The 13,878-nt window shown below is 45.3% G+C and carries 11 protein-coding genes and 3 tRNA genes; 1 reads left to right on the top strand and 13 read right to left on the bottom strand.

Features of this window, described 5'->3' with window-relative positions:
* Positions 1-3: 3 nt before the first annotated feature.
* The 10 genes from leuS to miaB all read right to left on the bottom strand — a co-directional run bounded on the left by leuS (position 4) and on the right by miaB (position 12,013).
* On the bottom strand, positions 4-2,586 hold the full coding sequence (gene leuS / locus C5471_RS13265; protein WP_133816180.1) for a leucine--tRNA ligase: 2,583 nt from the start codon (positions 2,584-2,586) through the stop codon (positions 4-6).
* A gap of 162 nt (positions 2,587-2,748) precedes the next feature.
* Complete coding sequence (locus C5471_RS13260; RefSeq protein ID WP_133816181.1) at positions 2,749-3,474, bottom strand: amino acid ABC transporter ATP-binding protein; 726 nt, start codon at positions 3,472-3,474, stop codon at positions 2,749-2,751.
* Positions 3,474-4,148, bottom strand: coding sequence for a glutamate/aspartate ABC transporter permease GltK (gene gltK / locus C5471_RS13255; RefSeq protein ID WP_133816182.1), 675 nt, complete (start codon positions 4,146-4,148; stop codon positions 3,474-3,476). Before gltK ends, C5471_RS13260 begins: the two co-directional genes overlap by 1 nt.
* Entirely contained in the window at positions 4,149-4,889 is a 741-nt protein-coding gene (locus tag C5471_RS13250; protein ID WP_133816183.1) for an amino acid ABC transporter permease, read from the bottom strand.
* A gap of 136 nt (positions 4,890-5,025) precedes the next feature.
* Positions 5,026-5,919, bottom strand: coding sequence for a glutamate/aspartate ABC transporter substrate-binding protein (locus C5471_RS13245; protein WP_133816184.1), 894 nt, complete (start codon positions 5,917-5,919; stop codon positions 5,026-5,028).
* Between the two features lie 642 nt (positions 5,920-6,561).
* Positions 6,562-8,091 carry an apolipoprotein N-acyltransferase gene (lnt, locus tag C5471_RS13240; protein ID WP_133816185.1) on the bottom strand — a complete coding sequence of 510 codons (1,530 nt, stop codon included), beginning with the start codon at positions 8,089-8,091 and terminating at the stop codon, positions 6,562-6,564.
* Positions 8,092-8,098: 7 nt separating this feature from the next.
* Entirely contained in the window at positions 8,099-8,980 is an 882-nt protein-coding gene (corC, locus tag C5471_RS13235) for a CNNM family magnesium/cobalt transport protein CorC (protein WP_021323053.1), read from the bottom strand.
* Between the two features lie 73 nt (positions 8,981-9,053).
* Positions 9,054-9,521 carry an rRNA maturation RNase YbeY gene (gene ybeY, locus C5471_RS13230; RefSeq protein ID WP_133816186.1) on the bottom strand — a complete coding sequence of 156 codons (468 nt, stop codon included), beginning with the start codon at positions 9,519-9,521 and terminating at the stop codon, positions 9,054-9,056.
* Complete coding sequence (locus C5471_RS13225; protein ID WP_207627333.1) at positions 9,518-10,495, bottom strand: PhoH family protein; 978 nt, start codon at positions 10,493-10,495, stop codon at positions 9,518-9,520. Before C5471_RS13225 ends, ybeY begins: the two co-directional genes overlap by 4 nt.
* Before the next feature lie 87 nt (positions 10,496-10,582).
* On the bottom strand, positions 10,583-12,013 hold the full coding sequence (gene miaB, locus C5471_RS13220) for a tRNA (N6-isopentenyl adenosine(37)-C2)-methylthiotransferase MiaB (protein ID WP_133816187.1): 1,431 nt from the start codon (positions 12,011-12,013) through the stop codon (positions 10,583-10,585).
* A gap of 199 nt (positions 12,014-12,212) precedes the next feature.
* Between miaB and ubiF the strand changes: the two genes are divergently transcribed.
* On the top strand, positions 12,213-13,394 hold the full coding sequence (ubiF, locus tag C5471_RS13215) for a 3-demethoxyubiquinol 3-hydroxylase (protein WP_207627332.1): 1,182 nt from the start codon (positions 12,213-12,215) through the stop codon (positions 13,392-13,394).
* 154 nt (positions 13,395-13,548) lie between these two features.
* On the opposite strand, the gene C5471_RS13210 is transcribed toward ubiF, so the two are convergent.
* The 3 genes from C5471_RS13210 to C5471_RS13200 all read right to left on the bottom strand — a co-directional run bounded on the left by C5471_RS13210 (position 13,549) and on the right by C5471_RS13200 (position 13,836).
* A tRNA-Gln gene (locus C5471_RS13210) sits at positions 13,549-13,623 on the bottom strand.
* A 6-nt stretch (positions 13,624-13,629) separates the two neighbouring features.
* Positions 13,630-13,706: transfer RNA gene (locus C5471_RS13205), tRNA-Met, on the bottom strand.
* Between the two features lie 55 nt (positions 13,707-13,761).
* Positions 13,762-13,836: transfer RNA gene (locus tag C5471_RS13200), tRNA-Gln, on the bottom strand.
* Positions 13,837-13,878: the final 42 nt, after the last annotated feature.

Genomic DNA, 13,878 nt, shown 5'->3' with positions numbered 1-13,878 from the left:
TTATCAGCCGACGACCAGATTCAGCAGTTTGCCTGGTACATAGATGACCTTACGAATAGTGACGTCTTCAAGATATTTCGCCACCCCATACTCTTTTGCTGCCATGTCATGAACATATTCTTTAGTGGAATCTGCTGGTACGGTAACACGGCCACGTACTTTACCATTGACTTGAATGACGACCAGTTTGGTGTCATCAACCATGGCCTGCTCATCAGCTTGCGGCCAGTCAGCCGTATCGATATCGCCTGCACCGCCCAGAGCTTGCCACATAGTAAAACAAACGTGAGGCGTGATTGGTGACAACATACGGACGACTGCCAACAGCGCTTCTTGCATCAGTGCGCGATCCTGCTCCGTCTCCTGTGGTGCGCGAGTCAGTTTATTCATCAATTCCATCACGGCAGCGATGGCAGTGTTGAATGCCTGACGGCGACCGACATCATCGGTAACTTTAGCAATGGTTTTGTGCAGATCACGGAACAGATCTTTTTGTTCCACGGTTAGATTTGTGATCTCCAGCGGCTGAGTTGCTCCTTTACTGGTATGTTCATAAACTAGACGCCATACCCGTTTCAGGAAGCGGTTTGCTCCTTCAACACTGGACTCTTGCCATTCCAGAGTCAATTCTGGTGGAGCAGCGAACATCATAAACAAGCGGACGGTATCGGCTCCGTATTTTTCCACCATCAATTGTGGATCAACACCGTTGTTTTTGGATTTAGACATTTTGCTCATGCCGGTGTAAACCAGCTCATGGCCTTCTCTGTCTGTCGCCTTGATGATACGACCTTTATCATCACGTTCAACAAGGGCATCAGCTGGGGGAATCCAAACTTTTTCGCCATTTTTGCCGATATGGTAGAAAGCATCGGCCAGAACCATTCCCTGACACAACAGGCGTTTTGCTGGTTCGTTAGAATTGACCATACCTGCGTCACGCATCAGTTTGTGGAAGAAACGGAAATACATCAGGTGCATGATAGCGTGTTCGATACCACCGATATATTGATCAACTGGCAGCCAGTAGTTAGCCGCCGCCGGATCAAGCATACCTTTGTCATATTCTGGACAGGTGTAACGAGCGTAGTACCAGGAAGATTCCATAAAGGTGTCGAAGGTATCTGTTTCACGCAGCGCTGGCTGGCCGTTGATAGTGGTTTTTGCCCACTCAGGATCAGCTTTAATCGGGCTGGTGATACCATTCATGGTGACATCTTCCGGCAGAATAACCGGCAGTTGATCTTCTGGTGCTGGTACAACGGTACCATCTTCCAGCGTTGCCATTGGAATAGGAGCACCCCAATAACGCTGACGAGAAACTCCCCAATCACGCAGACGATAGTTGACTTTACGTTTACCTACGCCCATTTCGACCAGTTTATCTGCAATGGCGTTGAAACCAGCTTCGTGATTCAGGCCGCTGAATTCTCCGGAGTTGAACAGGACATTCTTGTCTGTCACCGGTGCTTCATGAACATTCGGTTCGTTGCCTTCACTGTCCAGAATAACGGCTTTGATTGGCAGGTTATATTTTGTCGCAAATTCCCAATCGCGTTGGTCGTGACCAGGAACTGCCATGACCGCCCCGGTGCCATATTCCATCAAAACGAAGTTTGCAACCCAGATTGCCACTTTCTCTTTGGTTAATGGATGAATAGCAAACATGCCAGTTGCTATGCCTTTCTTCTCCATTGTTGCCATATCTGCTTCAGCAACTTTGGTGTTACGGCATTCATCAATGAAAGCGGTCAGCTCAGGGTTATTTTCTGTTGCTTGTTTTGCCAGAGGATGACCTGCGGCCACCGCGACATAAGTAGCGCCCAGGAATGTATCAGGACGGGTGGTATAGACGGTCAGTTTTTCCTGACTATCAGCCACATCAAACGTGATTTCTACACCTTCGGATCGACCAATCCAGTTGCGTTGCATGGTCTTGACTTGCTCAGGCCACTCTTCCAGCGTATCCAAATCGTTTAGCAATTCTTCGGCATAATCAGTGATTTTGATAAACCACTGTGGAATTTCTTTACGTTCAACTTTGGTGTCGCAACGCCAGCAGCAGCCGTCAACCACTTGTTCATTGGCCAGAACGGTCAGATCGTGGGGGCACCAGTTAACAGCAGAGGTTTTTTTATAAACCAAGCCCTTTTCATACAGTTTGGTGAAAAACCACTGTTCCCAACGGTAATATTCAGGGGTACAGGTAGTGACTTCGCGATCCCAGTCGTAACCAAAACCCAGTGTTTTCAACTGGCCTTTCATATATTCGATGTTGGCATAGGTCCATGGGGCCGGTGCGGTGTTATTTTTTACCGCCGCGCCTTCTGCGGGCAGGCCAAATGCATCCCAGCCAATAGGTTGCAGGACATTTTTGCCAAGCATACGCTGGTAACGAGAGATAACATCACCAATAGTGTAGTTACGTACGTGACCCATGTGTAGTCGGCCAGAAGGGTAAGGTAGCATGGACAGGCAGTAATATTTTTCTTTGCTGTTGTCTTCTGTCACTTTAAAAGTTTGCTTCTCTTGCCAGTGAAGCTGAACTTGCGGCTCTATATCTTCTGGACGGTATTGTTCTTGCATGACACCGATGATCCTATGGTGAGTAAAAAGCTACGCTTGTAGCAATCATTTAGTTGGTGAAATATGAGGTCGGCATAGCATATCTGATTTGATACGCAAGCAACAGGGGTTCTGAGGGAAAATCCGGTGGCAACGGGCATCACCACCGGAGATGAGATAATACTAATGAAGAATTTTAGCCAGAAACTCTTTGGCGCGATCCGATTTTGGATTGGCAAAGAAATCTTCTTTCTTGCTGTCTTCAACAATTTTGCCTTCATCCATAAAGATAACCCGATTGGCTACTTTACGGGCAAAACCCATTTCATGGGTAACAACCATCATAGTCATACCTTCGTCCGCCAGCTTAACCATGACATCAAGTACTTCATTGATCATTTCAGGGTCGAGTGCGGAAGTGGGTTCGTCGAACAGCATGGCAATAGGGTCCATACAAAGTGCACGGGCGATTGCCACGCGTTGTTGCTGACCACCGGAAAGTTGTGACGGGAATTTGTTAGCTTGACTGGCAAGCCCGACACGTTCAAGCAGTTTCAGCCCTTTTTCTTCTGCCGCTTTTTTATCACGGTTAAGCACTTTAATCTGAGCCAAAGTAAGATTCTCAATGATGGAGAGGTGCGGGAACAGCTCAAAGTGCTGGAACACCATACCGACTTTTGAACGTAATTGAGCCAGATTGGTGTTTTTGTCATTGACTTTAATATCATTAACCAGAATTTCACCCTGTTGGATGGATTCCAGACCATTGACCGTCTTTATCAGGGTGGATTTGCCGGAGCCGGATGGGCCACAGACCACAACGACTTCACCTTTTTTAACTTCAGTTGAGCAGTCAGCAAGAACCTGAAATTGGCCATACCATTTGGATACATTTTTCAGGGAGATCATCAAACAGTCCTTTTCTTCAAATAGTTAACCAGCATAGATGCGGCAAAACTAATAATAAAATAAACAAAACCAGCAAACAGAATCATTTCAACTTGAGTACCATCACGCTCACCGATATTTGCCGCAGTACGGAAAAAGTCCGTCAGACTGAGTACATACACCAGTGAGGTGTCTTGAAACAGCACAATTCCCTGTGTCAGTAATAGCGGGGTCATCGCACGGAATGCCTGAGGCAAAATAACCATCCTCATACTTTGCATTGACGTCATCCCTAATGCCAGTGCCGCCGAAGATTGTCCGCGGGAAATGCTCTGAATTCCCGCACGGATAATTTCTGAATAGTAAGCCGCTTCGAAAAATGCAAACGCGACCATGGCTGAAATTAAACGAATATCTGTTTTGGGTGAAATTCCCAGAACATCTTGCAATAGGCTGGGCACAATCAGATAGAACCATAACAGCACCATGACTAATGGTACAGAACGGAACAGATTGACATATAAAGTTGCAAACCAGCTCAGGGCTTTTACAGAAGAGAGACGCATAACGGCTAGTACGGTTCCCCAAAGGATACCGATAACGATAGCAATAATGGTGATTTTTGCTGTAATGACTAAGCCTTGCAGTAGAAAAGGGATACTGGGAACAATAGAACTCCAGTCAAACTCGTACATTTATTGTCCTCCAATATTACCCGGTAAACGCACTTTCTTCTCAAGTAAGTGCATGGTAAGCATTATCACCAGATTGATTCCGACATAGGCCAGTGTAATCGCAGTAAATGATTCATAAGCATGTGCTGAGTAGTCGAGTAATTTACCTGCCTGTGCCGCCATATCCACGAGGCCAATAGTGGAGGCGATAGCGGAATTTTTTACCAGATTCATCATTTCTGAAGTCATTGGTGGAATGATGACTCGGTAAGCATTTGGCAGCAGGACGTAGCGGTAGGTTTGTGGCAGGGTTAACCCCATTGCCAACCCTGCTGCTTTCTGACCGCGTGGTAATGATTGTATGGCAGCCCGAACCTGTTCACACACGCGTGCAGCGGTGAAAAGACCTAAACAGATAGTGGACGAAATAAAAAACTGGATATTAGGATCCAGTTCAATTTTAAACCATATACTGATTTTTTCTGGCAACAGCTCAGGCATAACCAGATACCAGGTGAAAAACTGAACAATTAGTGGTACGTTACGAAAAAGCTCAACATAACAGGTCCCTATCCCAGATAATATTTTATTGGGAACAGTGCGTAGGATGCCGAAGAGCGAACCGACAACGAAGGCGATAATCCAGGCGCAGATAGACAAGGCAATGGTCACTTGAAATCCGGCGATCAACCAGCCGAGATAAGTGGTATTGCCGAAAGGGGCAGCTTGCAAAAAGATGTCCCAGTTCCAATTAATTGACATGATAATACTCCCTGCAAGGGTATGGCTTGATCCCTTGAAAACGTTTGATTGGTTGGGGGAAAAAAAAGCGAGGTAGGGAACGGCCACCTCGCACCCTGTGATGCCAATCAAATTGTCATTTTTTTAATTATATGTTTTAGTTAAGTGCCTTATCATTCGGCGATTCAAATAGTGCTTTCATTTCATCAGACAAAGAGAAGTTCAAGTTCAGATTCTTGGGAGGAATCGGATGTTTGAACCAGCGCTCAAATGATTTTTCTGCTATGCCAGAGGCTTGTGCCTGAATAATGGTTTCATCGATCAGCTTTTTAAACTCAAGATCATCTTTGCGTAATATGCAACCATAAGCTTCTTTAGATTGAGCTTTACCCACGATCTCCCACTGAGCGGGCTTTTTCGCTTTTGCGCGTTCACCAGCCAATAGAGCATCATCCATCATAAAGGCGACTGCACGACCGGATTCCAGAGTACGGAATGAGTCACCATGATCTTTTGCACTGATGATGCGCATTTTCATGTTTTTCTCGTCGTTGAGTTTATTCAGCAATATTTCAGAAGTCGTACCGGAGGTGACAACAACGTTTTTACCAACTAAATCCGGGAAATCTTTTACGCCGGAATCTTTTTTAGTCAGCAAACGAGTACTAACAATAAAGATGGAATTAGAGAAAGTGGCTTGTTTTTGACGCTCAAGGTTATTGCTAGTGGAACCACATTCGAAATCATAAGTCCCATTTTGTAACAATGGGATACGATTTTGAGAGGTCACGGGTATCAATTTTATTTGCAAATTTGGCATGTCCAGTTTCTTCTTCACGGCTTCAACAATCAGATTAGAATAATCCTGTGAGTAGCCAACGACTTTTTGTTGGTTATCGTAGTAAGAAAAAGGTACGGAGGATTCACGGTGTCCCACAATGATCACGCCATCATCTTTTATCTTTTTCAGTGTCCCTGTTAATTCTTCGGCTTGAGCAGCACCTGCTGCGCCAAGTAACATCATGGTTAATACTAGGTTACGTATTCGCATATACAACTCCTTTGGTGTGATTATCGTTTGCGATATTGTGTTTGCAAAAGTCTCTCTGGTGATTTGTTTTTAACCAAGGATCATTTGCTGTTATATGTGTATATAATGTTAGAAAATAGTACAAAAGGGTTAGTTAATGAAAATGAATTGTTTCTATTTCGGGAGCTGTCTCGCACTATAAATGAACAATGCTACTTATTTTGCACAATCAGGGTGTGTGATTATCACCTTTTTGGTGCATTTTCCCGTTCTTTGTTAGTGAAACAAGTATTTTCCTTTTTATTCATAGAGATAAAGGCAATTAACGTGCCAAAGTAATAAGGAGGGCTGAAATTAATGCCAATAAATCATTTAATCAGGTTATTTGTGTAATATCAATCATTGAGGATTGGCATGGTTAACTATCAGTGACAGTTGTTTGGAGTTATTACAGAATAACCATGCCAGATTGTATCAGAGGGGATCAATGGTGGGGTTGGGCAAAGTATATTTGGGAAGCTCTTACCTTGACGAGTTCGATAAGCTCTTTACCGAGGGTTGATTTGTAAGTTAATTCATCGACCTTGGCTACCGCGCTATATTTGTTGCTGCATGACATAAGGGAGTCATTTCGCTCCCTTATTGTTTGTATGGATACTTGGATCAAGATTGCCGACGGTTATAGATCAGTGCAAATAGGGTAAACAATGCTGTGACTCCCCACACAGGCCAGTTACCCCAACGTGCATACGGTGTCATCCCGGTTGCGGGTGTCACCTTAGCTTCTAAGACATTACGGGTAAATTGTGGGAGTGCTGCCTGCACTTTCCCATCCGGGCCGATAACGGCTGTAATGCCATTATTTGTACCACGCAACAATGGTCGTCCTAATTCGAGTGAACGCATACGTGCCATCTGGAAATGCTGCCAGGGGCCGATTGAGTGACCAAACCAGGCATCATTGGAAACAGTCAGTAAGAATTCGGTATCTGGTTTGAAATTAGCACGAACTTGCTCACCAAGTATAATTTCATAACAAATGGCGGCGGTCAGATGATATCCGGCAACAGAAAGTTGGGGTTGAGTATAATTACCACGGCTGAATGAAGACATTGGCAAATTGAAGAATGGAGCCAGAGGCCGAAGCAGAGATTCCAGAGGAACAAACTCACCGAATGGCACCAGATGATATTTATCGTAGCGGATGGTTGCGGGATATTGGTAAGGTATTTTATCACCCAAGACAATCAGACTGTTATAGGTCTTATAGCTGTTGCCGACTGCTCTTTCATCAACAATGCCGGTAATAAGGCTGGTGTGCTGATTACGTAATAGCATATCCAATTTTGCCAGAAAATGACGTTGGTAATTTTCCAGTGAAGGAATGGCAGATTCCGGCCAGATGATTATCGGTATTTTACCGATGTATGGCAGGCTGTTACCCATATAAATGTCGAGGGTTTCACTGAGCATTTTTGGGTCCCATTTTAGGGATTGTGGGATATTTCCTTGAACCAGTGCCACATCAACGGCTTTTTCAGGCAACAGGTTGTACCACTGATAATGGCGCATTGGCCATGGTAATAGCAGAATGGCGATGGCGATAATACCAGCGACGATTTTTCGGTGCGTGACAGCCAAAACTAATAACCCGCTGACAGCCATTAACAGGAAAGTGATGGCTTCAACACCTAATATAGGTGCGATGGCTTCCATTGGGCCATCTAATTGGCTGTAGCCGAATTGTAGCCAGGGAAAACCGGTCAGAACCCAGCCACGCAGGAATTCGGTGAGTTGCCATAATGCAGGCGCTGCTACCGCGAGTCTCAACCCGTTCGTTTTTGCGAAAAAACGGTTGAGCAAGCCAGCAAATAACGCAGGATAGAGTGAGAGATAGGCTGCAAGTAATATGACCAGCAGAATATTAACAGCGGTTGGCATGCCACCAAAATTGGCAATGCTGACATACACCCAGTTTACCCCCGTGCCAAACAGACCTAACCCCCAGCAAAAAGCAATAAATGCTGCTTGCCGGACTGTTCTGTTTAACGTCAGAAGTTGCAGCCCAAATAAGGAGATAATAGCGGCAGGCCAGAAGCCAAAAGGTGAAAAAGCCAGTGTTCCACTGGCTCCGAAAGATAGTGCCAGCAAAGCACGAAGCCGCTGGCAATTTAATAATGAGACTTTGTTCATCCCGATCCTATTCTTCTTCGAGGTTAGGCATTGGCGCATCGTCTGGTATCGTAACATGAACCTGAATGATTCTCCGGCTATCGGACATCGCAACTTTAAAGAGATAACCGTTGATATCAACAGATTCCCCTCTGGCGGGTAAGTGACCGAATGCTTGCATAACCAGACCACCAATAGTATCCACCTCCTCATCGCTGAATTGGGTACCAAAGGCTTCATTAAAGTCTTCAATCTGAGTTAGTGCTCGCACCGTATAGGTATGACGGCTCAGAGCCCGAATATCGACATCTTCTTCTTCATCGTATTCGTCTTCAATTTCACCAACGATCAGTTCAAGAATATCTTCGATAGTGACCAGACCCGATACACCACCAAATTCATCAATGACGATTGCCATATGATAACGCAGAGAACGGAACTCTTTCAGCATACGGTCAACCCGCTTACTTTCAGGTACAACGACAGCCTGACGCAGAACTTTATCTATGCTAAATGGTGGGGCATCGGTGCGCATAAATGGCAATAAGTCTTTTGCCATTAAAATCCCTTCAATGTGATCTTTGTCTTCGCTGATCACCGGGAAACGTGAATGAGCCGAATCGATAATCACATCCAGACATTCGTCCAGGGTTTGATTACGTTTTAAGGTAACGATTTGGGAACGGGGGATCATGATATCGCGGACACGTTGATCAGAAATATCCATGACCCCTTCGAGCATATCGCGGGTATCAGGATCAATCAGATCGTTTTGTTCAGAGTCACGGATCAGTTCCACCAGTTCATCACGGCTTTTTGGCTCACCGTGAAAGAGCTGGTTAAGAAGAAGTGTAAAAAACCCTTTCTTAGGGCCAGGGTTATCGTTACTTGAAGGATGGTCGTCGCTCATGGCGTTTTAATGAAAATTTCCCATTAAAGTAAGTTATTGTTGGTATTTTTTAGCATAAAAATGGTGAGAGTGGTTACTCTTTTTCTGCAAGATAGGGATCAGCATAACCTAGCTTTTGCATAATTTCTGTTTCCAGAGATTCCATTTCTTCTGCTTCATCATCTTCGATATGGTCATAGCCCAGCAGATGCAGGCAGCCGTGCACAACCATATGTGCCCAATGTTCTTCTACTGTTTTTTGTTGCTCCTCCGCTTCTTTTTCAACGACCTGACGACAGATAATCAGGTCACCAAGCAGGGGTAAATCGACCTCTGGTGGGGCTTCAAATGGAAAAGATAGCACATTTGTTGGCTTATCTTTGCCGCGATACGTCAGATTTAAGTCGTGGCTTTCTACTTCATCAACAATGCGGATTGTTACCTCACTTTCAGATTGAAATTGAGGTAACACCCCATCCAGCCAGCGCTGGAACAGGGTTTCTTCAGGAAGACGTTGTGAGTTCTCACAGGCAATTTGTAAATCAAGTATGACTGAACTCATTGTGCTTCCTGTTTGCGTTGTTCACTGAGTGTCTGCTTACGTTTTTGCTCCGTTGCTTCCCACTCTTCATAAGCGATGACTACTTTGGCAACAACCGGGTGACGGACAACATCATCACTGTGAAAAAAGTTAAAACTCAATTCACTGACCTCAGACAGAACCTCAATCGCGTGGTGCAGGCCGGACTTCTGTCCACGAGGCAGGTCAATCTGCGTAACGTCACCAGTGACAACCGCTTTGGAGTTGAAGCCGATACGGGTTAGGAACATCTTCATCTGCTCAATGGTTGTGTTCTGGCTCTCATCCAGAATAATAAACGCGTCATTTAGCGTCCGTCCACGCATATAAGCTAATGGGGCAACTTCAATAACGTTACGTTCGATCAGCTTCTCAACTTTTTCAAAACCCAGCATTTCAAACAAGGCGTCGTAGAGAGGGCGCAGGTATGGATCGACTTTCTGGTTCAGGTCGCCAGGCAGGAAACCCAATTTTTCACCCGCTTCTACTGCCGGGCGGGTTAGCAGGATACGGCGGATTTCCTGATGTTCCAGAGCATCAACCGCAGCGGCAACGGCCAAATAAGTTTTGCCTGTGCCGGCAGGGCCAACTCCGAACGTAATATCATGGTTGAGAATATTGGCAATATACTGTGCCTGATTGGGCGTGCGTGGTTTTACCATGCCACGTTTGGTACGAATATTAACGGATTTGCCGTACTCAGGTATGCTTTCGGCTGCTTCCTCCAGAACCCGGCTCTCTGTAATTGCCAGGTGAATTTGTTCTGGTTTGATATCAGGGATAACACCACGAACAGGGGCCGTTTGCACATATAAATGGCGTAGAATATTGGTGGCGGCACTAACGCTTAACGGTTTGCCCATCAATTTAAAACGGTTGTCACGATGGCTGATTTCAATGCCCAGCCGGCGTTCAAGCTGCTTCAAATTGTCATCAAACGGGCCACACAGGCCCATTAGGCGCTGATTGTCGGCCGGTTCGAGAAAAATTTCCTGGGTTGCGACTTGTGAATGAGTTTGTTGAATCACTGAGTATCTCTATATTTAAGGCTGATAAGTGCCGACCCCGATTTCATTTTCTTTACGGGTACGGGCTATGACGGATTCAGGTGATTCGTGTATACGAAGATCCATCTGATCTTCGGTACGGATAACTTTACCGCGTAGTGAGTTGGCGTAGACATCAACAATTTCGACATCAACGAATTTGCCAATCATATCAGGTTGGCCTTCAAAGTTGACGACCCGATTATTTTCAGTACGGCCGGAAAGTTCCATTACATTTTTACGGGAAGTTCCTTCAACTAGAATACGTTGTACACTACCTAACATAGCACGGCTGTAGCTCATAGCTTGTTGATTGATGCGTTGTTGTAATAAATAAAGACGCTGTTTTTTCTCTTCTTCGCTGACGTCATCAGGTAGATCTGCGGCTGGCGTTCCTGGACGGGCAGAATAGATGAAGCTGTAGCTCATATCGAAATTGACATCAGCGATCAATTTCATGGTTTTCTCAAAGTCGTCCTGGGTTTCACCTGGGAAGCCGATGATAAAGTCAGAGCTTATGAGGATCTCTGGTCGTGCTTTACGCAGTTTGCGGATAATACTTTTATATTCAAGGGCTGTGTGCGCACGTTTCATCAGTGTCAGAATGCGATCAGAACCACTTTGTACCGGCAAATGCAGGAAACTAACCAATTCCGGTATATCTTCATAAACAGCAATAATATCGTCTGTAAATTCAATGGGGTGGCTGGTGGTAAAACGAATACGGTCAATACCATCTATCGCCGCGACCAAACGGATTAACTCAGCGAAAGAGCAGATATCACCATCATAAGTTGCACCGCGATAAGCATTCACGTTCTGCCCGAGAAGATTAACCTCACGTACACCCTGTGCGGCAAGCTGGGCTATTTCAAACAAAACATCATCACTCGGGCGGCTGACTTCTTCACCACGGGTATAAGGTACGACACAGAAAGTACAGTATTTGTTGCAACCTTCCATAATAGAAACGAATGCAGATGGACCTTCAGCACGCGGTTCAGGCAGACGGTCAAATTTTTCAATTTCCGGGAAGCTGATATCAACAACCGGGCTGCGGGTGCCTTTCACCTGGTTGATCATTTCAGGTAAACGGTGCAGTGTCTGCGGCCCAAAAATAATATCTACACACTGGGCGCGCTGACGGATGAAATCACCTTCCTGAGAAGCTACGCAGCCACCGACACCAATGATGATATCTGGATTGGTATCTTTCAGATTTTTCCAGCGGCCTAACTGATGGAAAACTTTTTCTTGGGCTTTTTCACGGATTGAACAGGTATTCAATAGTAAAATGTCTGCTTCTTCGGCGACATCGGTTAATTGATAACCGTGAGTACTTTCCAGCAGGTCGGCCATTTTAGATGAATCATATTCATTCATCTGACAGCCCCAAGTTTTAATATACAGTTTTTTTATCGTCGACATTTTCTTGTGCATCCGAGCTTTCTACAGTGCTTAAGGAGATTATTGCACTGCAAAAGCAGTTGTGTATTAGGCATTAAAGTTGTCGGATATTGTAGTCATTTGAGGGAGCAGTGACCAGACTGTTAAACAGGATATTCTCTACCGAAGGATTAAAAATCCGGTACACTGTGCCAATCAATGAGTTAATAGCATGACTGATATGAATAATTCACAACAGACTTTTGATGTAGTGGTGGTTGGTGCTGGCATGATCGGTGCTGCGACAGCATTGGGGTTGGCGCAGGAAGGTTGGACAGTTGCTTTGTTGGATCATCAGCCACCACAATCTTATGATGCACAGAGTCATCCTGATGTGCGCGTATCGGCAATCAGTTGTGCTTCTGTAGATTTGCTCAAACAACTCGGTGCATGGGATGCGGTATTGCAGATGCGCAGTGCGCCGTATCGTAAATTGGAGACTTGGGAGCAGAACGATTCTAATTTGGTATTTGATGCACAAGGTCTGGGTCTGCCTGAATTAGGCTATATGGTTGAAAACCGTATTTTGCAGCTGGCGCTGTGGCAACAGTTTGAAAAATATCCTAATTTGACTTTGCTATGCCCTGCGGTACTACAATCAATGCAGCGGCAGAAAGCGGGCTGGTTGGTCACTCTGGATAATGGAACTGAAATGAATACCTGTTTGATTGCCGGGGCTGATGGTGCTCGTTCTCAGGTTCGGCAAATGGCGGGGATTGGTAGCCGTGGTTGGCAATACAGACAGTCTTGTATGTTGATTACAGTAAAAACCGAGCAGCCACAGCAAGATATTACCTGGCAGCAGTTTTTCCCTTCTGGCCCAAGAGCATTTCTTCCGCTATTTGACCAATGGGCTTCGCTGGTGTGGTATGACAAACCGGCCCGTATACGGCAGTTACAGGCAATGCCAATGGCCCAACTTGAGCAGGAGATTTTTCAGGCATTTCCTGTGCGGTTAGGTAAAGTGACACCTGTGGCCGCCGGCTCATTTCCTTTGGCTCGTCATCACGCTAACAGTTATGTGCGTGAAGGATTAGTATTGTTGGGCGATGCGGCTCATACCATTAATCCATTGGCAGGGCAGGGGGTAAATCTTGGTTATCGGGATGTGGATACGTTGCTTAATGTTTTGGTGAAGGCCAGAGAATTAACTGAAAAATGGGATTCACTAGAAGTACTTATGCGCTATCAGCGTTATAGAATGCCGGATAACCTGATGATGCAGGCTGGAATGGATCTGTTTTACACCGTGTTCAGTAATGAGTTACCGGGGCTGAAAGTTGCACGTAATCTGGCATTGATGGCAGCCCAACGAGCTGGAGTAATGAAAAAAGCGGCGCTTAAATATGCGTTGGGATTGTAACCGATAGAATTGGCATTGGTAGATCATAAACACGTCGTAAATCTATATATGGCGTGGATAATTTACTCTTTTTTATACATTTCTAGGTAGTAAGTAAGGGGAAATTAGAAGATTTGGAAAGCAAAAACCTGCCCGAAAGCAGGTTTTCTGAATCTGGCTGGGGTACCAGGATTTGAACCTGGGAATGCTGGAATCAGAATCCAGTGCCTTACCGCTTGGCGATACCCCAATTAAATGGTGGCTACGACGGGAATCGAACCTGTGACCCCAGCATTATGAGTGCTGTGCTCTAACCAGCTGAGCTACGTAGCCATTTCACGACGAAAGAGACTTTATCGTAAAATACCAGTGAATGACATTCAGCTAATGGCTGGGGTACCAGGATTCGAACCTGGGTATGCCAGGATCAAAACCTGGTGCCTTACCGCTTGGCGATACCCCAACTGAAAGTAATCACTGTACAACGTGTTGTTTTATCAGAATG

The organism is Photorhabdus tasmaniensis (assembly GCF_011189505.1).
GTDB classification, from domain to species: domain Bacteria; phylum Pseudomonadota; class Gammaproteobacteria; order Enterobacterales; family Enterobacteriaceae; genus Photorhabdus; species Photorhabdus tasmaniensis.
The sequence above is the reverse complement of the archived record's forward strand: the minus strand, read 5'-3'. Positions and strand labels throughout refer to the sequence as shown.